Consider the following 24,871-nt stretch of genomic DNA (forward strand, 5'->3'; position numbering starts at 1 on the left):
TTTTAAATTTACTTTGAACAGACAAAGAACGACTGTTTTTGATAAAAATTCTTTAATTTTGGCTTCTCCTTATCATAAAAGAAAATCAAAATATTTGACTTGTCAAATATAATTCAAAATTCGTGCCTTTATATGCAAAATTCAGAGGTTTTTATTCTTGCCATCGAAAGTTCATGCGATGATACTGCTGCCGCGGTTTTACATAACGATAAAGTACTCTCAAATGTTGTGGCCAATCAGTTAATTCACAATCAATATGGTGGTGTTGTTCCTGAATTAGCTTCAAGAGCACACCAGCAAAATATTGTTCCTGTAATTGATGCCGCTCTTAAAAAAGCAAATGTACAAAAAGATCAATTAACTGCCATTGCCTTTACACAAGGTCCCGGTTTAATGGGCTCTTTGCTCGTAGGAAGTTCTTTTAGTAAATCATTATCCTTAGCATTAAAAATTCCGCTTATTGCGGTTAATCATATGCATGCCCATATCCTGGCCCATTTTATAGACGAAGAAGGCTTTGATAAACCGGAATTTCCGTTTTTAGCCTTAACTATTAGTGGCGGACATACCCAAATTGTAAAAGTTAACGGCTTTTTTGATATGGAAATTATTGGAGAAACAACAGATGATGCTGTGGGAGAAGCTTTTGATAAGAGTGCCAAAATTCTGGGATTGCCTTATCCCGGCGGACCTTTGATTGATAAATATGCCAAAGAAGGAAATCCAAAAGCTTTTACCTTTACAAAACCGAAAGTTCCGGGATTAGATTTTAGTTTCTCCGGACTTAAAACAGCTATTCTTTATTTTATTCAGAAGAATAAACTGGAAAATCCAAATTTTATCGAAGAAAACTTAAATGATATCTGTGCTTCTATCCAATATACGATTATCGAAATTTTAATGGATAAATTAAAATTAGCGGTAAAAGAAACCGGAATCAAACAAGTGGCAATTGGCGGAGGTGTTTCTGCTAATTCAGGAATCAGAGCCCGATTGAAAGAAAGTGAAAGCAAATACGGCTGGAAAACTTTTATTCCAAAATTCGAATACACAACAGATAATGCCGCAATGATTGGAATTGTAGGGTATCAAAAATATTTATCAAACCGTTTCGAAACTTCAGCAGTAGTTTCTAAAGCCCGAATTCAGTTTTAACCATGCAATTATTTTACAATCCTGATATTGACGAAACCACTGAAAGTTTTTCTTTTGACAAAGAGGAAAGCCGACATATTATAAAAGTTTTACGCAAGAAAGATTCAGATATTCTACATGTTACCAATGGACATGGCTTATTGTTTGAAACCGAAATTACGCTGGCATCTGATAATAAATGTATTGTTGATGTCTTATCTATAAAAAAAGCACCGGAGCCTAAATTTCGTTTGCATTTAGCAGTTGCCCCTACCAAAATGAACGATCGTTTTGAATGGTTCCTTGAAAAAGCAACCGAAATTGGAATTCAGGAAATTACCCCTGTTTTTTGCGACCGGTCTGAACGAAAAGTAATTAATCCGGAACGTTTTGAAAAAATTATTCTTTCGGCAATGAAACAATCTAATGAGACTTATTTGCCAAAATTAAATGAAGCTATTTCATTTAAGGAATTCATTAAACAAAAAAATGAGGGTTTACAATTGATTGCTCATTGCGAAGAAACCGATAAAAAATCATTGAAAGAAGTTTTAAAACCAAATGAAAATGTAACTTTATTAATTGGTCCTGAAGGTGATTTTTCTGAAAAAGAAATTGCATTGGGAATCGAAAATAATTATCAGCCCGTAACTTTAGGAAATACCCGCTTACGTACAGAAACTGCTGCTGTTGTAGCCTGCCATAGTGTTGTATTTTTTAATGAAACTCCCAATTAACTGATACCGGAATAAGTATGAAAAAATTATTGCTTTTGTTTTTACTGGTTACTGTTTCTTCATTTTCGCAGGAAATTGCTTTATTAAAATACAGCGGTGGCGGCGATTGGTATGCAAATCCAACTTCTCTGCCTAATTTAATTAAGTTTTGTAATGCTAATATTAATACCCGAATAAAAGCAAAACCATCAACTGTAGAACCAAGCAATCCGGATTTACTTTCGTATCCTTTTGTTCATATGACGGGGCACGGAAATGTCGTTTTTAGCGATGCTGATGTAAGCAATCTTAGAAATTATTTAAATGGTGGCGGTTTTTTACATATTGATGATAATTACGGAATGGATCAATACATTCGAAAAGAAATAAAAAAAATATTTCCTAACAATAATCTAGTGGAAATTCCGGCAAATCATCCCATATTTCAAAAACCATTTCCTTTCCCGAACGGATTACCAAAAATTCACGAACATGACGGAACCCGTGCACAGGCTTTTGGAATATTTGTCGAAAATAAACTTGTTTTGTTATATACCTATGAATGTGATTTAGGTGATGGCTGGGAAGATGCCGAAGTTCACAATGATCCTTTGGCCGTAAGAGAAAAAGCCTTAAAAATGGGTGCCAATATCATCAATTATATTTTTACAAATTAGTAAATAGTAATTAGTAAATAGTAATTAGTGATTGGTAATTAGCTATTCATCAAATAAAAAACAACAATACCCCGATTTACCACTTTTCACATTTCATTTTTCACATTTCACATTTTACATTTTACATTTCACATTTTACAAAAAAAAAATGCAGCTTACCCACGAAGAAAATCAATTTGAAAGAAAAACATTTCCAATAACATTGGTTTGTGATCATATTTATTTTCAACAAAACATTGGCTCATTATTTAGAATCAGTGAAGCGTTTGGTGTTGAAAATATTATCTTTTTAGGTAAGGATATTCCGCTGACTCCAAGAAAAATTAACAAGACTTCAAGAAGCACTCATCTTCATGTACCTCACATTATCATTGAGGAGACAAACGATCTTGTTGATTATTTACTCCAAAATAACTTTGAAATTATTGCCTTAGAAATCGCAAGCAATAGTAAACCTCTAAGAGAAGTTATAATCCCTGAAAATCAAAAAATTGCCCTTCTGATTGGAAGTGAAATTAACGGAATCTCAAATGAACTTTTGAAAATTTCGAACCAAATTGTACACATAAATATGTTCGGAAAAAACTCAAGTATGAATGTTGTGCAAGCTGCAAGTATAGCATTGTACGAATTTACATCATAATAATTTAAGTCAAATTTTTGTAAGAACTAGACTATACAAGGGTTTTGTAATTTTCTGACAAAAAATATATTGTAAATGTTTTGCTACAATATTTTTTTGTTATAAAATTGCTGAATGAATAACAAATTTTAATTTTTTATAACAAAAACCCCAATTATTATGAAAAAAGTTTTTATTTCCGCATTCGCAGCGCTAGTGCTGTTCTCATGTCAAAATGACCAAACAGGATCTTCAGATTCAAATGTTAGCGCTGTTGCCCGTCGCGGATGTGCAACTCAGGAAGTTTTAGAAGCTCAATTAAAAGCTGATCCAACATTAGCGATCAGAATGAACGAAATTGAAGCCTTTACAAACAAAAGTATTTTAACTAATCGTCTGGTAAACGGTAAAATTGAAATTCCGGTTGTAGTTAATGTTCTGTACAGAACAACTGCAGAAAACATTTCTGATGCACAAATTCAAACGCAAATCGATGTTCTAAACAAAGATTTTAACGCGTTAAACTCAGATTACAACAGTGTACCAGCACTATTTTCTGGTGTAAAAGCAAATGTTGGTATTACGTTTGTTTTAGATCAGGTTATCAGAAAATCTACTACCAAAACTTCATGGGGTACCAGTGATGCCATGAAAAAAACGGCTCAGGGAGGTTTAGCACCAACTTCGCCAACAACCAAACTTAACTTATGGGCTTGCACAATTGGTGGCGGAATTTTAGGTTATGCACAATTTCCTGGAGGAGCTTCAGCTACTGACGGAGTTGTAATTGACTCTAAATATTTCGGTTTATCAGGTGCTGCAAATGCTCCTTACAACTTAGGAAGAACAGCAACTCACGAAGTGGGACACTGGATGAATTTACGCCACATTTGGGGAGATGCAACTTGCGGAAGCGATTTAGTAGCTGATACTCCTACGCACAACACTGCAAATTATGGTGTACCAGCTTATCCTCACTATAGTACTTGTTCAGGAACTCCTGTTGAAATGACAATGAACTATATGGATTATGTTGATGACAATGCAATGTATATGTTCTCTAACGGACAAAAAAGCAGAATGGCTGCAATATTTGTTAGTGGAGGTCCAAGAGCTGCTTTTGGAATCTAAAACATATCCAATTAATAAATTGAAAAGCGAGATGATATCATCTCGCTTTTTTTGCTTTAATCCAAAATTTTAAAAGCTTTTTCCTATATTTATCCTCTAAACTTTAATTATGATAACCTCAAAAATTATATCTAACGGAATCTTAAGAGCTTTAACCACAATCTTAGTTATTGCAGCCATTTTATATTTTCTGTATGCCATACAAACCGTAATTGTTTACTTGTGTATTTCCTTATTATTGTGCTTAATTGCCAATCCGTTAGTACAATTTTTAAAAAACAAATTAAAGTTCAGTAACTCACTCGCTGCTTCAACAGCACTAATTATTTTTATCCTTTCAATAGTGGGTTTCATACTGTTGTTTGTTCCTTTGATTATTTCGCAGGCCAATAACTTATCCTTATTAGACACCCAAAATCTTCAACAACAGTTTACAGAAACAGAGCATACTCTTGAGACATATTTTAATATTCAGCATCTGGATTTAAATAAAGTTTTAAAAGATTCTAAAATTACATCGATCATCGATTTTAGCTATTTTACCGGTTTTATCAACACGATTTTAAATTTTATGGCTGATATGGGAATGGGACTTGTTTCTGTATTCTTTATTACCTTTTTCTTTATAAAGGATCAGGACGCCTTTAAAGTAAGTGCCCGTAAAATTCTTCCTGATACAAATGAGGATAAAATCTTAAATTCGATTACTAAAATAAATCACTTTCTAACCCGCTATTTTATTGGATTGTTATTGCAATTAACGGTTGTTTTTATTTTGTATCTGATTGTTTTAATGATTTTTGGAAATCAAAATGCTTTTGTAATTGCTTTTTTATGTGCTATCCTGAATGTTATACCTTATATAGGACCAATAATTGGAACCATATTAGCTGCACTTTTAACAATGATTAGTATGATTGGAAGTGATTTTCAATCTGAAATTCTGCCAAGAACAATTTATGTAGTCATAGGTTTCTTATTGGTTCAGGCAATTGATAACAACGTTAGTCAGCCCATAATTTCATCAAAAAGTGTAAATTCGCATCCGCTGGAAATATTTCTGATTACTTTAATAAGCGGAATTACTTTTGGAATTGTCGGAATGATTATTGCCATTCCTGTTTTTACAATGGTAAAGGTAATTTTGAAAGAATTTTTTCCTGATAACAAAATTGTCTCTGTATTAACCGAAAGAATTTAAAATTGAACACTTCTATTTTGCACCAAAATATTCAGGAATTTATAACTCAAAATAGTGGTGTCCCGATTGCAAAACTTGCGCTTCAGAAAAATCCGTTTCCTGAAATCGACTGGATTTTAATTTTAAACCAAATTGAAGCGAAGTCTAAAGCAAAAGATAAGTTGCCTACCTGGTTTTCAACCAAGGATATTATTTATCCAGGTAAAATTTCGGTTGAGCAAACCTCTTCAGAAAAAACTGCTGCTTACAAGGCTTCTTTAATTTCCGGAGAAACTTTAATCGATCTTACAGGAGGTTTTGGCGTTGATGATTATTACTTTGCTAAAAACTTTAAAAGCATTGCACATTGCGAAATAAACGAAGAGTTATCTGCCATTGTAAAACATAATTACGAACAATTAGGCGTTACAAATTGTAGTTTTTATGCAGGTGATTCTACAAATGTTCTAAATAAAGTAAATCAAAAATGGGATTGGATTTACATTGATCCTTCACGCAGAAATGATGCAAAAGGCAAAGTTTTTATGCTTAAAGACTGTTTGCCAAATGTACCTGATTTATTGGATTTTTATTTTGAGAAAACTGATTCGGTTTTAATAAAAACGGCTCCTTTATTGGATCTTTCTGCAGGTTTATCTGAATTAAAATTCGTTAAAAATATACATATTATTGCACTCGAAAATGAAGTCAAAGAGTTGCTTTTTGAAATTCACAATCAATACACAGGTAAAATAACGATTAAGACCGCTAATATCGTTAAAGATAAAACGGAGACTTTTGAGTTTATTCTGGGTGATGAAACCGTGTTTGCCTCTTTTCATTTACCGCAAAAATATGTTTATGAGCCTAATGCAGCTATTATGAAATCCGGAGGGTTTGATGAAGTGAGTGCTGTTTTTAATCTCAACAAGCTCCATAAACACTCGCATTTATACACTTCTGAAGACTTAATCGATTTTCCCGGTAGACGTTTTGAAATCGAAAAAGTGATTCCGTACAGCAAAAACGAAATGAAAATGACACTTGCCAATCAGCAGGCAAATATCACAACGCGAAACTTTCCGGACACTGTAGAAAACATTCGAAAAAAATGGAAAATAAAAAATGGAGGAAATTTGTATTGTTTTTTTACAACTGATACAAATGATAACAAAATAGTTTTAATTTGCAGAAAAATAACTTAGAAATGAAACAACTAATTACACTAACTCTTTTTTTATTAACGTTTACTGCTTTTGCACAAAAACCATGTGAATACAGTGCAAATGTCAAAGATTCTATTGGTACTTACAAGGTAACGAATGAATATATGGTGAGCGAAAAATATTTTGGAGGAACCTTCAACTATATTTTCTTCTCGCTGGCACAAACTGATGGTTTACCAACCTTAAACCTGCAATTGATTCAAAAAAGTAAAGATTTTATAAAAGCGAACTGCTTTGATAAAAGCTCTAAAATATTTTTACAATTAGAAAACGGAAAAATCGTAACCTTAATGCATATCGATCGTGAAAGCTGCGGAACGCTTATTCATGATGATAAAGGTTTTGACAATCGTATCAATACCGGAATTTTTATGTTTGTGAAAGACAATTATGAGGAACTGAAAAAGTCCCCTATTTCGATCATGAGAATAAAATATTTAACCGATACTGAAGACTTTATTGTTAAAAGTGATTTAACATCAGAACTAAACGGTAAAGTGTATCATCCGAATACTTATTTCATGGACAACATTAGGTGTGTGGAGTAATTAATTGCATTTCCATTTTTGATTGGAAACATTATCCTTTAAACCAGCTTTTAAATTGTAATGCCACCATTCTGAATCAAACGAATTAAAGCCATTTTTGATCATTATTTTCTTAAGGTATTTTCTATTTGATTTTACCTGATTAGAAAGCATGGTATAATTGTGACTGGCTCTTATCCCAAAAAAATCAAAAGGAGTTCCCATATCAACTTCTTTTCCATTAATATCAACCAGCGAAATATCAACGGCTCCTCCTCTATTATGGATGGAGCCTTTTTTTGGATCTGCCACATATTCAGGATTTGACACAATCTCCCACATTTTTTTCTGAATTGATAACGGTCGGTAACAATCGTATAATTTGATTTTATATCCTTTTTTATTAAAATCATTATTGGCTGCAATTAGTGCTTTTACTGTTTTAAGGCGCAATAAACATTCGGCACAATCATATACTTTCGCTTTCAAAAAATTATCTTCGGTAGCATATTTCATATCGTAAATAAAATCATTGCTATAATCTCTTAAATTTACAAAAGTAGTATCGCTAACTTCCTGTGTTCCTTCACTTGAATAAGCTTCATGCTGCGCTGTAGAAGTCGCTATCCAAAAGAAAGAAATCAGAAAAAATAAAGGTTTGATAAATGGTGTCATGAGCTTTAAAATTTGAAAAATGAAATTAGTCAAAAAATGCTCAATCTCCTATTTAATCATTCGTATTTAAAACCAATCCTGTATTTCTAAGGCAAAAAACATGCTGTTACATACAAATATTAAAACTTCTCCTGCTTTTTTTAGAACAATCTTTCCTGTTTTTTCTTTAAATTAGCTAAATAGTGATTTATAAATCAATTAGTTAATTAAAAACAAAATGCTATGAGCAAAAAAACAAAGCAATTATTGGTATTTGTATTAAGCGGTTTTACATTAATTTCCTGTAAAAAAGAAACTATCAAAAATGTCCCTACAACAGATTCTACTTCTGTAAAAATCGATGCTTTAAAATCAGATTCAGCTATCATTAATCCAACAGATACTTTAAAAAATCTGGTAGATAAAAGTGTTATCGGATCAGGTATTTTAACAAAAAGCAGTATTACACCAAGATTAAAAAGTCTTTTAGGAAATGATTATGATGAAATGGTAAAACTCTGGAATACAGAAACTCCATTTACGTTAGAAGGCGATATTTTGCATGCCAGCGGATGCAAACAACACGATTGCAACAGCTATTCTTATGATCTTTATATTGATGTAAAAAACAATAAAATTAATGTCTATAAATTTAGCAAATCAAAACTGGATGTATTTGCCGAAGACCATTATCGCATTCAGCTGAAAGATTCATTATTACAGGAATTAAACACTAAAAAGCTTAATGCCAATATTGTAAAAGACAAATAAGCTTTTTCAATCTGTTTTTATCCTAAATCTCTCCGGTCATCAGAATGTTTTCTGTTATGCCTTTATTTTTTAACATCCTAAAATGAGACCGAACAGCGTGGTAAAATGGATATGATGTATACGGTAAATCATATTCCTGAGCATAACGCATGATAATTGGAGTGATATAAGGGTAATAAGTATGACCAACTCCAGGAAAAAGATGATGTGCCACATGATGTGTAAAACCTCCATATAGAAAATTTGCCAATTTACTATTGGTACTAAAATCCTTTGTTACAATCATTTGATGTACTGCCCAGGTTGCAGAGAGATTTCCGTCTTGATCTGTTCCCGGAAAATGGGCATCTTCATCGACATGTGTCGAAACGAGTGCTATAACTCCCAAAGCACTGCCGCATAAATGCATGGTAAACCAGGCTCCTAAAACCAAATACCAGGGCTGGTTTAAAAAAAACATGGGAATAAAAAGCAGGTAAATCAGGTTTACAATCTTAGCCGCAAATAATATAAAAATCTGTTTTGGCGGAATTTTGTCTACTACTTTTTTTACATAATTGTTTTTCTTTCCAAAAAAGTCTTTAAAATCCCGAATATAAATCCAGTTCAGACTGTAAAGCGGATAAATAAACCACATATAAATGTGCTGATATTTGTGATATTTAAACAAAGGACTATTTGGAAAAATGCGAATAATATCACTCTGTTTAATATCAATATCCCAATCGGGAACATTAGGATATGCATGGTGTAAATTGATATGTCTGCGCATCCAGAGCCAGTGATTGCCTCCAAAAAGCTCTAAAACATACAAAAACCACTCGTTGTGTTTTGCTTTTTTAAATAAAGCTCCATGAGCGGCGTCATGAAAAGCATTTATAAAAAGTACAATCATGGTAAAACCACATAAAATATAAAAAAGAAAAAGTAAAGGTGTAGTGTTACCAAAAAACAAAATACAGCCATAAAACAAAAAAAACAGAACCAAAAGACCTAAAGACTTTATAACGTTTAAGAGGTACAATGATGCGTTTTGCAAAATAGTTTCGTTTACTTCTACACGCATCTTCTTAAAAAAATCATCAGTACCAGCTTTGAGATAAACCGGGCGTTTTAATTTTTCCATAAAAATAGGTATTGCTAGAAATTGTCCTATCAAATTTAATAAAAAAAGTTAAAACACACGATAACAAACTCTTACAAGTATAAATAAAATTAACTTAAAAAATTTAGAGCCAGAGTTGAACAGAAAAAATCCTGACTGATATGATTACCTTATCGAAATTTAATAACTTTACTTCAGTCCAAAAAATACAATTTATTCGGTTTAATTAACCGCCTTAAACTTTCAAATTTTCTGAAAATGAAAAAAAGAGAAAAACTTCAAATCATCCAAAAATACTATCCTAATGCCTTAACTACGATAGATTTTATAAACAAAATTATTGATTATATCGAGGAGAAACTGGATCTGGAGCCGGCACAAATAATGTTTGCCGACAGTATTTGCAGTGATGATGTAAACAGTATTCAATATCCGGTAAGAGCAAATGAATTTTTAGGACCGTTTAAAATGGGAGGATTGGACGGGTTTCCTTTTACAGGATTAACAGGTATGCAGGCATTTGCAAGCCATGTTCCGGATGAAGGAGCTGTTTTTATCTATTATGGACCGCATATTGGGATTTCGAAAGAAGGAAAGATTGGAGAAATCAATCGCTTTGGACAAAATAAACCTTCCAGTTGTTGTGGTGCTGCTAATGGTGCTTTGAATAAATTAACCGATAATGCTATAGAATCCGGACATATAACGGAAATAGATTATCAGATGAATACGATTGAACAAATCCTTTTAAGCCAGAAAGAAAGTATCTTAAAAGCCGAAATACCACTTTATGAGGCTACAGAAATCATTTATGAATCGATCGACAAACGAATTCAGGAACTCATTGCCGCCACCAAATACAATTGCAAGTATATTATTATTGTTGGCGCTATTCTGATTAATAGTGACAGCGACGTAGGTTCATTTTCATCAACCAAAAGATTTGATGTTATAGACCTGAAAACAGGAGTTAGAGAGAATTTGTTGCCAACTATAAATTTGACTTTATAATCAGAACAAAAAACGTATTTAACTGGAAATTCTTTTGTGTGTTGATTCTTAGTTCTGATTGATAAAATACAGCGGTTGCTCATAATTGGCAATTGCCATCAAAGCATTATAAATATATTTTGTGACCAAACCTCCGCCATCACTGTTAATTAAATCAATATCATCTTCGGGAGTATGGTATTGTGGATGTCCTCCGGTATGAAATCCAATGCAGGAAATCGAAGCTTTGTAGAATGAAACATGATCAGATCCGCCTACTTCTCCGGCATGAATAACCGGGTTTAGTCCGCTGTTTTCTCCTAGTTTTTTCATCAGTTCTACACCATCCGGAAAGGTTCCGGCACCACCCATGTAAATTTGTTTTTCTGTATTTAATCTGCCCACCATATCCATGTTGAGCATTACTTTTACAGCTTCTTTTTTAACCGGTAAATGATTAACGAAGTATTTAAAAATTATTCAAATATTTTTGACAAAACATAAACATCTATCAATCAAAAAGATAAAATCTTTCTTATAAAAAAAATAAAATGTAAAAGACTTTATGTTAAAAAAAGACTAATATTGTTCTAAAATCCAAAGTTATTTAGAATGATTATAAACAATTTTCAATTAATTATCCGCCCTTATTTAAAAGCAATATTATTTATTTTGCTTTTCAGTTTTAACAATGTAAGTGCTCAAGCCCCAAAATCTCCTGAAGTAGCTAATTTATATAAAGTATTAACGGCAGAAATAGACCAAAGCACAGGTTTATCAAATACTTCAATTCCCTTGCATAATTTAAAAGTTGATGAAATTAATGTTCCAATAACCTTAAAATATGATTCAAAAGGGGTTAAATTAGAAAACGAATCAAGTAATATTGGAACTTCATGGTCTTTGAGTATGGGTGGTATTATTATACGAAACCAGGAAGGCCTACCTGACGAATACACCCAAACCTATCAAATGTATCCTACTTTTGATACGCAGGGTAACCCTTCATGTACACAATTTGTAATTCAAAATAATGTTTCATATGCTGAGCATGCTGACATAAGTAATAATGCCGCTGATTACTTTTCAACGAATGGCAATTTTAACAATTATTCAGGCCCAATTTATGCCAGTTCTTTAGATAAAAGCCCAGCACCGGACATCTTTCAATACATGCTGCCAGATGGTCGTAATGGTTCGTTTATTATTAAAAATTTTAGTTTAAATACTGTTATTTCCTCTACAAGTGACAAGATCTCAGTTTATCTTGACATTAAAGGAAATATTTCAAGTTTTACCGTTATCGACGATAAGGGAAATTCATATTTTTTTAATGATATTGAACAAAATAACGCTAATTTATGGGATAGTACATTATTTGGATCAATTTCAAGAGACACTCCGCTCCTACAAGCTTCTACGACAAGCATCAAATCAGACGTGTGGTCATTTAATTACTGTACAGAAGGTAAAAATGCCGGATACAGTGAACCCGGAGCTTTTGCATTAGCAAATAGACCAACTAATAGTTCTTGGTTTCTCTCTAAAATTGTTTCTGCAAACAAAAATGAAATTAATTTCACTTACGAAAATGAGAGACATTCAAAATTATCTAATACAGCACTCGCATACAATCAGGGACATGTAAAGATAGTTGTAAATATGGCCACATTCGGCAATTATTTCGAAAATGGTAATAATTACAATCAATTTGTCACTAAACGGTTAAAAGAAATAAAATCACCATCTGGATCCATTGTGTTTCAATACGACGCAAAAAAAAGAGAAGATGTTAAAGATTCTTATAATGAAACTAGTGGTTTGTTTAATTCTGCCAATAACTTTTCAGAAGTAAGAGCAATAAAACAAATTAACATTCTCAATAGTCAAAATCAAATAGTTAAAAAAATTGACTTTTATAATAGCTATAAAATTTCAAGTGGTATTGAAAATGTTGAAGAAAGTAATAAATATCTATACAAGCGATTATGGCTTGATAAAATTGTTGTTAACGACACTGAAGAATATAGATTTAATTATATATCAGGAAATCTGCCTTATAAATTTTCATACGAACAAGACTATTGGGGGGGATATAACGATAATAAAGCAGATTTGAATAAAAAAACTATGCTCCCTGATTTATGGTTTTACCCAAATGATCCAAGAAGTTTCACCAGGAGAACTAATTTCTCTATTTACAAGAGAAAAAACTTTATTGGACCAGAGTATAAATTATCTACTTCTCCGGATTTCAATTCTGCAATTGGAAACTATGTATCAAATCGCGATATCAACGAAACATCTCAACAAATTGGAATGCTTAAAAAAATAACTTTTCCTTCTGGAGGTTACTTAAAATTCACTTACGAGTCAAATGATTTTCTCTTAGATAATGAATTAAAAAAAGGATTTGGATTAAGAGTTAAAAAAGTTGAAACCTATGACAATGATGTATTAGCTTCTACCACAGATTATAAGTATGTAAATAAAGATGGGACTTCATCAGGAATAATTACATCTTTAAATCTGTATGGAAAAATTTCTGCTAAAGATCCAAGAACAGAAAAAATATTATTTTTAATCTCTTCTAATTCTTTATTAATGAATACAGACGTATATTATAAAAGAATAGAAAAGATCATTCCAAACAATGGAAAAATAGTCTCTGAATATTTAATTCCTTACGATATTAATACTGAGAATGCGCTTTATATGGCAAATTCAAATGTACCATTATATAAAAACAGCCTGAATCTTGCTAAATTTAGGATTTCTTGTGGAATATCTTTAACTTGTAGGGTAAACGGGGTAACTAAATTTATAAAGAATACTTTCGAATATCCTTCATTTGATTTAAATAAAAATTATCAAAATCTTTTTGGACGAAAGTTAAGGGATTCGATATACGACAAAAATGGACTTATTGTAAAAACAATAGAAAACTCATATACTTTAAGTGGCTTTTCAAAAAATCAAAAATGCTTTTTTGGTGAAACAAATAATCAGACTGCCGACCAAGAATTAGGTGTAGGAGATCAGTACATCAGAACGTATGCATTTTGTGACTATGTTTTAGAATCTTCAAAAACTACAGATTTTTTTGGTACAAAAAGCGTTTCAGATTTAGTTGAATACAAATATTTTTCGAACAATGTTTTTCATCATAATCCAATAAGTATCAAACAAACATCGAGTAAGGGAGAACAATTGACCACATACTATAAGTATCCTAATGATTATAATTTTAACGTAACATTTCCTCCTATTTTATCTGGATTTTCTGAAGTGTTGTTGGCAATGGTTAAGAGAAATATATTAGTTCCAATCGAAACAAAACAAACATTGAATGCAAATGGAATCGAAAAAGTACTCAATTCTTCTTTAACTGAATATAGATATGATAATACTAACCTTGTAAAATCAAGCATATATAATTTAAAACGATCTAATACAGCTTTTGTAGACTCTTATTTACAATCTAATTCTCCGTATTTAAATTTCACAAAATCAGAAAATTATTTTGAAGATACTGTTTTTCAAAATTATTATTTAAATGGAAATATAAAAGAGGTTACAAAAAAAGATGGTACTCACACTGTGTATATCTGGGGTTATAATCAAACGCAGGTTGTTGCTGAAATTAAAAACGCAACATCTAGCGAAGTGGAGCAGTACATAACAAATATACAGGATATTTCTAATGGAGATAATGAGCAATTATTAATTACTGAGCTTAATAAATTGAGAACTAATTTAGTAAAAGCCATGGTAACCACCTATACACACAAGCCATTAATAGGTGTAAGTACAATAACTGATCCTAAAGGCAATCTAACGAGTTATCATTATGATAATTCTGGAAGATTAGAATTTGTAAAAGACAAAGATGTCAATCTTCTTCAGGAATATGTTTACAACTATAAAACCCCGCAAGTTGAATACGAAAGTATTGCAAGAAACGGATCCTTTGTAAAGACTAACTGTGCTCAGGGTGGTGTTTCAGGCGCTAGCATACCTTTTAGTCAGTTAGAAGGAGCTTATGTGTCGAAAATCTCTCAGGCAGATGCTGATGCCAAAGGACTAGAGTTATTTAATAAAAACGGTGAGGCAAATGCAAATGTAAATGGAACTTGTACTTTTAGCAGTATTGCGCTGAGCGGCTCATTTGAAAGAGATGATTGTTGGTCATTTGGAGCTGTTGGTGAAAGCGTAGTATACAGTCAGGCAGCTGGTGTTGAAACATCAACAATTTCACAGGAAGATGCTGATTCAAAAGGGCTTGCCAGATTTAATAAAAATGGTCGTGCTTATGCAAGAATAAAAGCTAAATGCATATATAGTAGTATTGCCAGAAGCGGTTCGTTTTTTAAAAATAATTGTCTTGAAGGCGAAGAAGGTTCAAAAGTTGATTACAGTCAGGCAGCTGGAGCAGTAACCTCTACCGTTTCTCAAGCTGCGGCAGATGATGATGGGCTATTGTTATTTAATAAGTCAGGTCAGGCAAATGCAAATGCAAATGGAACTTGTACCAAATTTATTACTTATGTACCTAGATGGAATGCTGTTAATAAAACCTTAGCTCTTTTAGCTATTGCTTCTTCTTCAAATCATAATGGGGTAACGCTTAGATTTAATATCAATTACGAGAATAATGGTAGCAATTCACAGCCTGCAACAATTTTTATTCCTGCTGGTCAAACCTCAAAAGGGGTAAATATTATATTACCTTCTCAATACACACCAACTGTACAATTGATCGCAATAGAAAGAAATTAAAAAATTTTATGCCTGTTAAAATGAATATATTCATAATGAAAAAATATCTGTCCTTATTAATTTTATTATTAATTGCAAGTCCGCATATAATAGCCCAGACAGCAACGAATATTACTAAACCTGAAGCTCCAAATACAGAGTATAATGTAACAGGAAGTGAAACCCTTACAGCTACACAGAGTATTACATTAAAGCCAGATACCTGGATAAAAAACGGAAGTACATTTATTGCCAAAATAAGCTCTGATGCATATATTAATGCAACATTCAGCGATGAAAATTATGTATTTACCCGATTATATCAAAATCCCCTAAAAAAAAATTCTGAAATAGCTTCAAACAAAGATGTTTCAGAAAAAATTACTTATTATGACGGATTAGGAAGACCAATGCAAAGTATTGCTATAAAAGCTTCACCTACTTACAAAGACATTGTTATTCCTATCGAATATGATAACTTTGGCAGACAAGATAAAGATTATCTCCCTTATATGGATAGTAATGGTGCTAATGCATCCTTTAGAAATACTGCTGATGCTATTGCAAGAGATATTAACTATTATAAATCTTATTATCCACTTGAGATTAATAATGACAAGCCTAATCCTTTTTCGCAAAAAAAACTGGAAGACTCTCCTTTAAACAGAGTATTTCAACAAGCAAGTCCAGGTTCTGATTGGGCTTTAGGGAATGGCCACGAAATAAAACTTGATTATCAAACTAATACAAATGGAGAGGTGAAAATGTATGTTGTAAGTTTAGAACTCCAAAACAATATATACAAACCTACTCTTGCTTTAAGTATTACTAATAGTGGGAATTACCCAGAAGGGGTATTATTTAAGAATGTCGTTAAGGATGAAAATAATAATATTACCGAGCAGTTCAAAGACAAACAAGGTAATTTAATACTAAAAAAAGTATATGGTGTTTCTATCGTAAATGGTATATCCACAAATACAGCACATGAAACATATTATATTTATGATGATTATGGAAATTTAACTTATGTATTGCCCCCAAAAACAAATAATGAATTCACAGATTCAATATTAGAGAGTTTAAGTTATCAATACAGATATGATGCTAAAAATAGATTAGCAGAAAAAAAACTACCAGGGAAAGGCTGGGAATATATAATTTATGATAAATTAGACAGACCTGTTTTAACTCAGGATGCTAACTTGAGGGCTGAAAATAAATGGTTATTTACCAAATATGATAATTTTAACAGACCTGTTTATACTGGTGAGTACTTAAATACGGTAGAAACTACAAGAGTACTAGTGCAAAATCTGGCAGACAGTAGTGTTTTATTTGAAAACAGAACAACAACCGCTTTAACTATTAATGGATCAGACGTTAATTACACCAATGTTGCATTTCCTAAAGATGATATAAATTTATTAACCATTAATTATTACGATGATTATCTAAATTTTAATTCGGACGATTCTGATATGCCTAATCCAGCAAATGTTGTTTCTTATGGCATCACTCCAATTTCAAATGCAAAGGGATTAATCACATGTACTAAAGTTCGGGTTTTAGATAATCCTACCTGGATCAAAACGGTAAATTATTATGATGTTAATGGTAGAATTATCTATAATTATAGTAAAAATAATTTTTTAGAAATTGTCAGCACTACTAAAAGCCAGTTTGATTTTGTTGGAAAATTGCTAGAGTCTACAGCTACACACCAAAGATCGGGAACAACCATAACCATTGTAGATACTTTTACTTACGATCACACTGGAAGAATACTAACGCAAAAACAAAAAATCAATAATCAGGATCAAGAAGTAATTGCTTCAAATAGCTATGACAATCTTGGTAAATTGATGACTAAAGAGGTCGGAGGCAAAATAAATCAATCACGTTTACAGACAGTTAATTATCTTTACAATATAAGAGGATGGCTTAAAAATATTAACGATATAAATGCAATTGGAAGCGATTTGTTTGCTTTTCAGATTAATTATAATGATATCACTGATAATAGCAAAAAGTTATATAATGGGAATATCAGCCAAACTTTCTGGAAAACTGCTAATCTAGATAAGAATCTAAAAAGTTATACTTATACCTATGACGGATTAAATCGTTTAACCTTTGCGGCAGATAATCTTGACCGATTTAACGAGAACCTAACTTATGATAAAAATGGAAATATCCTACAGCTGTTTAGAAATGGAAACACCATTCCCGGAACAGCTAATTTTGGGCCTATTGATAGTTTGATTTATTCCTATAATGGCAATAAACTTACCAAAGTAAAAGACAACGTAGCAAGTAATACAGAAGGATTTATCGATGGTTCTGATATACTGGAAGAATATAGCTATGATGCCAATGGTAATATGAAAACAGATACTAACAAAGGTATTATAACTCCTGTTTCTTATAATTTTTTAAACTTACCGAACACAATAACTTTGCCAGGTGGAGTTATAAAATACATTTACGATGCAACTGGAGTAAAACAAAGAAAAGTAGTAAACGGGATTACTACTGATTATGCTAATGGTTTTCAGTATGAAAAGAATGAATTAAAGTTTTTTCCACATACTGAAGGATATGTTTCTAATAATGGAGGGATTTATAATTATATTTACAACTATAAAGATCATTTAGGAAACATACGTCTTAGTTTTGGAGATGAAAATAATAATGGTAGTATTGAAAACTCTGAAATTCTCCAGGAAGATAACTATTACCCTTTTGGCTTAAAGCATAGTGGTTATAATAATGCAATATCTTTAGGAAAAGGAAATGCAACGGCCCAAAAATATTTGTACAATGGAAAAGAATTCCAAAATGAAGATGTCGCAGGTCTAAAGTTAAATTTTTATGATTTTGGAGCGAGAAATTATGACCCTGCTATAGGAAGATGGATGAATGTTGATCCTTTGACTGAGCATTCTCCTAACAAAACACCTTATCATTATTGTTCAAATAACCCAATAAATAGAATAGATCCAACAGGAATGTGTGATTCTCCTAATTGTTCTCATGGAGCAATTAGAAGAGGATGGGATTCAATAGGTAGAGGTTTAGGTTTATGGGGATATAGCGACGCAAATAATAAACAAAATGGGGTTCAAGCAGGACCAATTCAAGAAATAGATCCTCAATCTCCTGAAGAACAAGCAAAATATCAACAAGATATACAAAATTTAAATTCTAATTTTGGAGGCCTCATTGAAGGAATGATACATTTTATTACTTTAACTTCTGGAGGAGCAATAGGAGAGGGAAAAATTGCTGCAGAGGAAAGTCTTATTTTAGCTGAAGAAAGTGCTGCTGCAGAATCTGTAAGCTTGATTTCTGCAAAAAGTTCTGCGCCACAGATTGGCGAATCTTTTGGAAGCTTAAGTTCAACTATTAATGAAGGTAAAATTTCAATTGGAGGAAGATCAATTACGAATGGTAAATTTGATTTTGTTGTAACAGCTAATGGAGAATTAAAAGTAGGCAGTGGACATTACAATATGTCTGGTGAGGCACAAGGTGTACAAGCAGTGGGGCAGATAAAACTCACTAACGGAGAATTAACCGAAATAAACAATGTTTCTGGGCATTATCAACCTTCAGCATTTGAAGCTCGAAAGTTTCCATCAATATTTGAGAATCTAGGAGTGAATGTTTCAAAAACAAAACTTAGAACATATGAATAAGACCAATAAAAAAATTATTGTAGAAGAAAAAACTAAAGATTTAATTAATAAACTATCATCTCATTCTTTAAAAAGTGTTGAACATTATTTTCCAATTGATAGATTTTTTATTGAAGAACATCATTATTTAGAAAAAATACAAAAAACTGACAAATTAGAATTTATATTTTATAATTTGGAAAATAATAGTACAACCTATACGATACAGTTATTTATATGCTTACCTGAATTATGGGAAAAAATTGAATATGAAGATTTATTGTTGTTGATGGAAAATTTCACAAACTCTTTTTCTTTTTATTCATTGATTGGTTTTACTTATAAATATCTTGAAATAGATCTATTAAATGAATTTTTATTAAATAAGAATATTGATACGAAGTTTAAAAAAGATTGTTTGAATTATTTTTCAAAAATTCTTGCAACTTTTTATATGGATGAAAATGATTTATTAGATTTCGATAACAATGTATTTGGAATTGAACGAAAAAAATGGGATTTAGTAAGGAAAAAAATTCATGATAACAATAAATTTACGAAAAGCTTATCTATATCAGAATTAAGTCTTAAACTAACAGAATTTGAGATAAGTTAGAATATAAGATGTGATAGTGATCAATAATTCTACCTAACATTTCCAAATAGTTAGAGATTTATAGTAATATCGTATAAAAATTAAAACAATCCTCGGTTTGTTCAAAATCAAAAAAGTCACTTCATTATGCAATGCCCCCAAAAAAGTTAGACACTATTTGGGGGCATTTTTATAGAAAGAAAAGTCAAATATGATTATGATTTTGAAGAAAATTTAGGATTTGGATTAGGAGACAAATATGCTTTAAACTACAGTTTCCTACACCCTTTAAAAATTAAAAAAAATGATTATAAAAATTGGTTTTTCATTATTCTTTCTATTGCTTAATTTTATTATTTATCTAAAAATTAATAACAAGGCAATCAGCAAAAATTATTTAAGTTTATTACTATTTGGATTGATACTCATTGTGTCAAATTATTATTTTCAAGTTTTATCTAATAGATTATTTTTCTTCTTACTGATTTTTTCTTTTGGAATTTTTATTATGAAGTACTTTTCAACATTTATAAATGCTTTAAAAAAAAGTGAATTAACTGATGATGAGAAAGTTGTTACTTTTAAAGAGATGATATTAAAAAAAGTATTTCCTGTATTAATAACGATTTTCCAAATAGTTACAATTTGGTTTGACAAAGATTTCAACTAATAAGAAGGATGTTGAATCGTATCCATAAATTAATAATCAAAATATTAAAGCAATAAAATTTGAATAATATAATATTCAATTTAAATATTTTTAGAAATTTTCACTTCTCTCTTTGCTTTCATAATTAACCAAGTGACTCTAATAATTTATTAAAAATTACTTATCTAATCCTGTTTAATAAAATATATAATCTGCTCATAATTGGCAATTGCCATCAAAGCATTATAAATATATTTTGTGACCAAAGCTCCGCCATCACTGTTAATTAAATCAATATCATCTTCGGGAGTATGGTATTGCGGATGTCCTCCGGTATGAAATCCAATGCAGGAAATCGAAGCTTTGTAGAACGAAACATGATCAGATCCGCCTACTTCTCCGGCATGAATAACCGGGTTTAGTCCGCTGTTTTCTCCTAGTTTTTTCATCAGTTCTACACCATCCGGAAAAGTTCCGGCACCGCCCATATAAATTTGTTTTTCTGCATTTAATCTGCCTACCATATCCATGTTGAGCATTACTTTTACAGCTTCTTTTTTAACCGGTAAATGATTAACAAAGTATTTCGATCCTAATAATCCTTCTTCTTCTCCACTAAAACCAATAAAAATAATACTTCGTTTGGGTTTTATTTTAGATTTTACTGTTTCCTGTAAAATACATAACAAAGCGGCAACACCAGAAGCATTATCATCGGCTCCGTTGTGAATTGCAAGGGTGTCTTTCTTTTTACTTCCTGAACCTTTTCCGCCCCAGCCCCAATGATCGTAATGTGCTCCTATCACGATAAATTCATTTTTAAGATCCGGATCTGAACCTTCAAGATACCCCAAAACATTTTGTGTTGATACACTGTCTGATTTCATTTTGTTGATTCCTTCTTTGACAAACAGTTTAAAAGGCTGATCATAATTGTTACCAAATGGTTTTAACCCATATTTTGTGAAATGTTTTTTAATATAAACTGCTGCATCGTTATTGCCTTTTGTTCCCGGAAAACGACCTTCGAGCTTATCCGAAGAAAGATATTTATCGTGTTTATAAAAGGTTTGAGCCATGGCATTTTTTTGTGCTTTTACAGCAATGCAAAAAAATAATAAGCAGATAAAAACGGTCTTAGTTTTTAAGTTTTGAAAAAAAATCATAATGAGTTTATAGCAGAATTTTATATTTTATTTCAGTTCGAAGATTTTCTCCATCAAAATCCATTTTTCTCCGGATTTTGCCTGTGGAAGTGCTTTTTGGAATTTCCACATCAAGGTTTCCCATTCCTGAACTTTTGGGTTTGAGACGTCGAGTTTTGCTTTTTCTTCGAATGAAAAATCAGAACCGGCTTCGATGATCATAAACAAACGATCTCCAATATGGTAAATTTCCAGATTTTGAATTCCGGAATCTTGGAGGCTTTTTTGTATTTCCGGCCAGACATTTTTATGAAAATCAACATATTCGGCAATCAAATCCCGATCATCAATTAAGTCTAAAGCGAGACAATATCTTTGCATAATTTCTATTTTTAATGGTTGCAATTCATTTTAACACTTACAAACACAGATTCTATATTCTGGAAAAAGGCATTTTACTTCATTGTAAAACACAAAGCTTTCTATCGGAAAGAAATCTGTTTCTTTTTATATTTTTTTACACATACAATCTATGTTTCTATGTGTTTGATATTATTTTCTGAAATTGCATATAATCATTACAATTATTTCAAATCGAATATGGTATGCCTGATAAACTTTCGATTATAGGTATACAAAATATGTACTTTTTGATCAGAAGTCTGAATGATAGCCGGATAACTGAATTCGCCTTCTGGCTGGTTTTCCAAATCTAATATTTTTTTCCAATGTACGCCATCTTTTGAAGATTCAACATCTAAAATATTTCTTCCGTTAAACCAATCTTTTCCCATCTTAAGCGGATTATTGACCAATAAAAATGATTGATTTGACAAGGTTACTGCGTCAACTCCTGAATTTGAATTTACGACATTAATACTGTCTGTTCGCTGCCAGGTTTTTCCGTTATCCTCAGACCAGCTCGAGATTAATTTATTGTGCCTGCTTCTGGATAAAATCTGAATTTCTTTATGAGAATGAACTAAAAATGTGGGCTGAATAATATCAAATTCTTTTTGATCATCAATAGCTATTTTTTCCCATGTATCGTTGTTTTCTGTATATCTTTCTAAATGAACCCGCCATTTATTATCATCGATACTTTCGGTACTGCTTCCGCATAAAATAATTCCGGGAGTTGTTTCGATTGGTTTATTACGAATAGGTCCTAATATTCCTTTTGGAAGGTATTTAGGATTACTCCAGCTGTTTCCGTTGTCTTTTGAAACAATCATGGCACCAAACCATTCTCTCGGATTTTTTCCCACTTTATAAAACAAATACAAATTCTGGCTTTTGCTTTTAAATAAAACGGGATTCCAGCAAGGCAATGTATCTCCATTTTTTACCAAAGGTTCAATAAGCTTTTTGGGTGCGGACCATTTTTTTTCTTTGTATGATGAAACATAAATACTCACATCTTTGGCTCCTTCATATTTTCCGCCAAACCAGGCTGCCAAAAGTGTATTAGGTTTCAGTTCTACCAATGTCGAGGCGTGACTTGCAGCTGTAACAGGATTATCTGTAATGTAATTTTGAATGATATTAACTGCTTTGGGTTCTTTTTTTAATGATGCACAAGAAAGAGAAAACAAAATCAATACTATAAACGGGCAATAGATTTTTAAATTCATAAGCTGATTTTTATATATAGCAAAAGAAGAGTTTCCTCTCCTTTTGCATTTTTAAGCAAAGACCATTAACATCCTTACTAACCAAATTAATTATTTTGTATCCCACCAAAGTTTTGTTCCTCCGGTATCAGGACCTCCTAGTTTTGAAATACCATCTGTAACTGCTGCTTTATTAGAAGAATATTCGTTTGTGGTATAAATAATTCTCTTCATTAAAGATTTTCCAACTCCTGCATCATTATTATCTGTATAAAGTGGTGGATAAATAACTTTTGCATCGCTTCTGCGTAAGTCTGCCCACGCTTCCCATGATTCCGGAAAAATCGCCAAATATTTCTGAACTGCAATTTGTGTACGTTGATTGGCAACAGTTGCTGACCATGCTACAGGCAGTTTTACTGGTATATCCTGTAGATCTAAAGTTGGGTAAACCGTCAAAACATTTGGTAATGTTGGCAATGTAGATCCTGCGATATAAGCATTCACTGCTGTAGCATCTGTGATTCCCCATTGTGCCAGAGACAATCTAATACCTGTTTCATACAAAGTTTTAGCATCTCCACCCATGTTCCATCCATTTAAAGCTCCTTCTGCTCTGCTTAAATAATTTTCAGAAGCCATAAATATTTCAATATTTTTAGATTCGCTAAGGTTTCCTGCAGCACCATTACCCATAACATCATTGTTAAAAGCAGAGAATTTAGTGGTTCCAAACTGATCCTGTAAACCTCCAATAGGCTGACCTCTGTAAACTCCGCTGTCAATTGGGGCAAACCATTTTGCTAAACGCGGATCTTTGTATCCAACCAAAATACTTTCCATAGAAGCGGTCATTACATAACCCCAGCTATTTACAATCATATTTAAGTTGTTTGGCGTAATATTACTGGCTTTAAAGAAAGCACTTTGATCGTTGGTCTGCATTACTCCTGCAGCTACAGCAGCTTCGGCTTCTGTTTTTGCTTTTGCAGCATCTTTGTCTGAAATTCTTAAGGCTAAACGAAGTCTTAAACTGTTTCCAAAAACTCTCCATTTGTCTACACTTCCTGCATAAACTCTGTCATTTGGCTGAAGAGAAGCCACCGTTGTAGCTGAGGAACCGGATAATGTTGCATTTGCCTCACTCAACAATTTAAAGAAATCTGTATAGATAAATTCTACACTGTCGTAAGCTACTTTTTCTTTACCATTTCCAGCTTCAGTGTACGGAATTGGCCCGTAAGCATCTACCATTTGGTTGTACATAAAAACTTTCCAGATTTTAAGAACTGCCAAAGCTTCGGCATTTCCCTGAGATGCTTTTACAGCATTGTTTAAAGCCGGAACAGCAACGGTGTAAAATCTTGTCCATCCACGTCCTTCATAACCATTTACAAAGGCATTTCTTTCAGTACCATATCTACAATCTAAATACTGAATGAAAGTAGAAGACAGAATTCCTGTAGCGATACCCCATGTTCCCTGGTCATCAACTCCCGGAGAGGAGTAAGACCCATTGTGGATACCTGCATAAAGTGCAGAGGCAAATGAAGGTCCTGCAAGGGTAGCATCTAACTGATCTTCTGTAAGAGAATTAGGGTCTGTGTTTATTTCATTAAAATCCCCGGTACAGCCTGATAAAATAGAAACTGCCATTAATGCAATTCCTAATTTTTTTATTTTAAAACTATATTTCAT

The 24,871-nt window shown here is 32.1% G+C and carries 21 protein-coding genes; 14 read left to right on the forward strand and 7 right to left on the reverse strand.

Annotated features, from left to right (window positions below; genetic code table 11):
• Nucleotides 1-132 precede the first annotated feature (132 nt).
• From tsaD to A4F88_RS11210, 8 genes are all read left to right on the forward strand, one after another.
• Complete coding sequence (gene tsaD / locus A4F88_RS11175) at nt 133-1,155, forward strand: tRNA (adenosine(37)-N6)-threonylcarbamoyltransferase complex transferase subunit TsaD (RefSeq protein WP_068842702.1); 1,023 nt, start codon at nt 133-135, stop codon at nt 1,153-1,155.
• A gap of 2 nt (nt 1,156-1,157) precedes the next feature.
• Entirely contained in the window at nt 1,158-1,871 is a 714-nt protein-coding gene (locus A4F88_RS11180; RefSeq protein WP_068842703.1) for a 16S rRNA (uracil(1498)-N(3))-methyltransferase, read from the forward strand.
• A gap of 17 nt (nt 1,872-1,888) precedes the next feature.
• Complete coding sequence (locus A4F88_RS11185; RefSeq protein ID WP_068842704.1) at nt 1,889-2,527, forward strand: DUF4159 domain-containing protein; 639 nt, start codon at nt 1,889-1,891, stop codon at nt 2,525-2,527.
• A gap of 148 nt (nt 2,528-2,675) precedes the next feature.
• Complete coding sequence (locus A4F88_RS11190) at nt 2,676-3,170, forward strand: TrmH family RNA methyltransferase (RefSeq protein ID WP_068842705.1); 495 nt, start codon at nt 2,676-2,678, stop codon at nt 3,168-3,170.
• A gap of 159 nt (nt 3,171-3,329) precedes the next feature.
• The gene (locus tag A4F88_RS11195; RefSeq protein WP_068842706.1) at nt 3,330-4,280 is read left to right on the forward strand and encodes a zinc metalloprotease; all 951 of its coding nucleotides are present in this window, start codon (nt 3,330-3,332) and stop codon (nt 4,278-4,280) included.
• 109 nt (nt 4,281-4,389) lie between these two features.
• Entirely contained in the window at nt 4,390-5,481 is a 1,092-nt protein-coding gene (locus tag A4F88_RS11200) for an AI-2E family transporter (protein ID WP_068842707.1), read from the forward strand.
• A 2-nt stretch (nt 5,482-5,483) separates the two neighbouring features.
• Nucleotides 5,484-6,665, forward strand: coding sequence for a THUMP-like domain-containing protein (locus A4F88_RS11205; RefSeq protein WP_068842708.1), 1,182 nt, complete (start codon nt 5,484-5,486; stop codon nt 6,663-6,665).
• A gap of 2 nt (nt 6,666-6,667) precedes the next feature.
• Nucleotides 6,668-7,234 carry a hypothetical protein gene (locus A4F88_RS11210; RefSeq protein ID WP_068842709.1) on the forward strand — a complete coding sequence of 189 codons (567 nt, stop codon included), beginning with the start codon at nt 6,668-6,670 and terminating at the stop codon, nt 7,232-7,234.
• Here A4F88_RS11210 and A4F88_RS11215 read toward each other — a convergent pair whose 3' ends face one another.
• A complete protein-coding gene (locus A4F88_RS11215; RefSeq protein ID WP_068842710.1) occupies nt 7,235-7,888 on the reverse strand; it encodes a M15 family metallopeptidase in 654 nt (217 codons plus the stop codon).
• 222 nt (nt 7,889-8,110) lie between these two features.
• On the opposite strand from A4F88_RS11215, the gene A4F88_RS11220 reads away from it, so the two are divergent.
• Entirely contained in the window at nt 8,111-8,638 is a 528-nt protein-coding gene (locus tag A4F88_RS11220; protein ID WP_068842711.1) for a hypothetical protein, read from the forward strand.
• Nucleotides 8,639-8,660: 22 nt separating this feature from the next.
• Here A4F88_RS11220 and A4F88_RS11225 read toward each other — a convergent pair whose 3' ends face one another.
• Nucleotides 8,661-9,764, reverse strand: a complete 1,104-nt coding sequence (locus tag A4F88_RS11225) for a fatty acid desaturase family protein (protein WP_068842712.1) — start codon at nt 9,762-9,764, stop codon at nt 8,661-8,663.
• A 237-nt stretch (nt 9,765-10,001) separates the two neighbouring features.
• On the opposite strand from A4F88_RS11225, the gene A4F88_RS11230 reads away from it, so the two are divergent.
• Nucleotides 10,002-10,754, forward strand: a complete 753-nt coding sequence (locus A4F88_RS11230; RefSeq protein ID WP_068842713.1) for a hypothetical protein — start codon at nt 10,002-10,004, stop codon at nt 10,752-10,754.
• Nucleotides 10,755-10,802: 48 nt separating this feature from the next.
• On the opposite strand, the gene A4F88_RS11235 is transcribed toward A4F88_RS11230, so the two are convergent.
• On the reverse strand, nt 10,803-11,213 hold the full coding sequence (locus A4F88_RS11235) for a M28 family metallopeptidase (protein ID WP_342446798.1): 411 nt from the start codon (nt 11,211-11,213) through the stop codon (nt 10,803-10,805).
• A 132-nt stretch (nt 11,214-11,345) separates the two neighbouring features.
• Between A4F88_RS11235 and A4F88_RS11240 the strand changes: the two genes are divergently transcribed.
• The 4 genes from A4F88_RS11240 to A4F88_RS11255 all read left to right on the forward strand — a co-directional run bounded on the left by A4F88_RS11240 (nt 11,346) and on the right by A4F88_RS11255 (nt 20,436).
• The gene (locus A4F88_RS11240) at nt 11,346-15,512 is read left to right on the forward strand and encodes a DUF5977 domain-containing protein (protein WP_068842714.1); all 4,167 of its coding nucleotides are present in this window, start codon (nt 11,346-11,348) and stop codon (nt 15,510-15,512) included.
• A 35-nt stretch (nt 15,513-15,547) separates the two neighbouring features.
• Nucleotides 15,548-19,192 (forward strand): DUF6443 domain-containing protein, encoded by a 3,645-nt coding sequence (locus A4F88_RS11245; protein ID WP_068842715.1) that lies wholly within the window; start codon nt 15,548-15,550, stop codon nt 19,190-19,192.
• Entirely contained in the window at nt 19,185-19,787 is a 603-nt protein-coding gene (locus tag A4F88_RS11250; RefSeq protein ID WP_143155051.1) for a hypothetical protein, read from the forward strand. The genes A4F88_RS11245 and A4F88_RS11250 overlap by 8 nt, the downstream gene beginning before the upstream one ends.
• A 283-nt stretch (nt 19,788-20,070) precedes the next feature.
• Nucleotides 20,071-20,436, forward strand: a complete 366-nt coding sequence (locus A4F88_RS11255) for a hypothetical protein (protein ID WP_068842717.1) — start codon at nt 20,071-20,073, stop codon at nt 20,434-20,436.
• 164 nt (nt 20,437-20,600) lie between these two features.
• Here the strand turns inward: A4F88_RS11255 and A4F88_RS11260 are convergent, their stop codons facing one another.
• The 4 genes from A4F88_RS11260 to A4F88_RS11275 all read right to left on the reverse strand — a co-directional run bounded on the left by A4F88_RS11260 (nt 20,601) and on the right by A4F88_RS11275 (nt 24,871).
• Nucleotides 20,601-21,494 carry a M20/M25/M40 family metallo-hydrolase gene (locus tag A4F88_RS11260; RefSeq protein WP_068842981.1) on the reverse strand — a complete coding sequence of 298 codons (894 nt, stop codon included), beginning with the start codon at nt 21,492-21,494 and terminating at the stop codon, nt 20,601-20,603.
• A 114-nt stretch (nt 21,495-21,608) separates the two neighbouring features.
• Entirely contained in the window at nt 21,609-21,941 is a 333-nt protein-coding gene (locus A4F88_RS11265; protein WP_068842718.1) for an L-rhamnose mutarotase, read from the reverse strand.
• 203 nt (nt 21,942-22,144) lie between these two features.
• Nucleotides 22,145-23,194 carry a sialidase family protein gene (locus A4F88_RS11270; RefSeq protein ID WP_068842719.1) on the reverse strand — a complete coding sequence of 350 codons (1,050 nt, stop codon included), beginning with the start codon at nt 23,192-23,194 and terminating at the stop codon, nt 22,145-22,147.
• A 90-nt stretch (nt 23,195-23,284) separates the two neighbouring features.
• Nucleotides 23,285-24,871, reverse strand: a complete 1,587-nt coding sequence (locus A4F88_RS11275; protein WP_068842720.1) for a SusD/RagB family nutrient-binding outer membrane lipoprotein — start codon at nt 24,869-24,871, stop codon at nt 23,285-23,287.

It is taken from the genome of Flavobacterium chilense, assembly GCF_001602525.1.
GTDB lineage: Bacteria > Bacteroidota > Bacteroidia > Flavobacteriales > Flavobacteriaceae > Flavobacterium > Flavobacterium chilense.

Coding starts and splice junctions, on each gene's coding strand:
- A4F88_RS11255 (WP_068842717.1), top strand. CDS start 20,071: ATGATTATAAAAATTGGTTTTTCATTATTCTTTCTATTGCTTAATTTT.
- A4F88_RS11215 (WP_068842710.1), bottom strand. CDS start 7,888: ATGACACCATTTATCAAACCTTTATTTTTTCTGATTTCTTTCTTTTGG.
- A4F88_RS11260 (WP_068842981.1), bottom strand. CDS start 21,494: ATGGCTCAAACCTTTTATAAACACGATAAATATCTTTCTTCGGATAAG.
- tsaD (WP_068842702.1), top strand. CDS start 133: ATGCAAAATTCAGAGGTTTTTATTCTTGCCATCGAAAGTTCATGCGAT.
- A4F88_RS11180 (WP_068842703.1), top strand. CDS start 1,158: ATGCAATTATTTTACAATCCTGATATTGACGAAACCACTGAAAGTTTT.
- A4F88_RS11220 (WP_068842711.1), top strand. CDS start 8,111: ATGAGCAAAAAAACAAAGCAATTATTGGTATTTGTATTAAGCGGTTTT.
- A4F88_RS11210 (WP_068842709.1), top strand. CDS start 6,668: ATGAAACAACTAATTACACTAACTCTTTTTTTATTAACGTTTACTGCT.
- A4F88_RS11265 (WP_068842718.1), bottom strand. CDS start 21,941: ATGCAAAGATATTGTCTCGCTTTAGACTTAATTGATGATCGGGATTTG.
- A4F88_RS11270 (WP_068842719.1), bottom strand. CDS start 23,194: ATGAATTTAAAAATCTATTGCCCGTTTATAGTATTGATTTTGTTTTCT.
- A4F88_RS11225 (WP_068842712.1), bottom strand. CDS start 9,764: ATGGAAAAATTAAAACGCCCGGTTTATCTCAAAGCTGGTACTGATGAT.
- A4F88_RS11190 (WP_068842705.1), top strand. CDS start 2,676: ATGCAGCTTACCCACGAAGAAAATCAATTTGAAAGAAAAACATTTCCA.
- A4F88_RS11250 (WP_143155051.1), top strand. CDS start 19,185: ATGAATAAGACCAATAAAAAAATTATTGTAGAAGAAAAAACTAAAGAT.
- A4F88_RS11200 (WP_068842707.1), top strand. CDS start 4,390: ATGATAACCTCAAAAATTATATCTAACGGAATCTTAAGAGCTTTAACC.
- A4F88_RS11230 (WP_068842713.1), top strand. CDS start 10,002: ATGAAAAAAAGAGAAAAACTTCAAATCATCCAAAAATACTATCCTAAT.
- A4F88_RS11275 (WP_068842720.1), bottom strand. CDS start 24,871: ATGAAATATAGTTTTAAAATAAAAAAATTAGGAATTGCATTAATGGCA.
- A4F88_RS11185 (WP_068842704.1), top strand. CDS start 1,889: ATGAAAAAATTATTGCTTTTGTTTTTACTGGTTACTGTTTCTTCATTT.
- A4F88_RS11195 (WP_068842706.1), top strand. CDS start 3,330: ATGAAAAAAGTTTTTATTTCCGCATTCGCAGCGCTAGTGCTGTTCTCA.
- A4F88_RS11245 (WP_068842715.1), top strand. CDS start 15,548: ATGAAAAAATATCTGTCCTTATTAATTTTATTATTAATTGCAAGTCCG.
- A4F88_RS11240 (WP_068842714.1), top strand. CDS start 11,346: ATGATTATAAACAATTTTCAATTAATTATCCGCCCTTATTTAAAAGCA.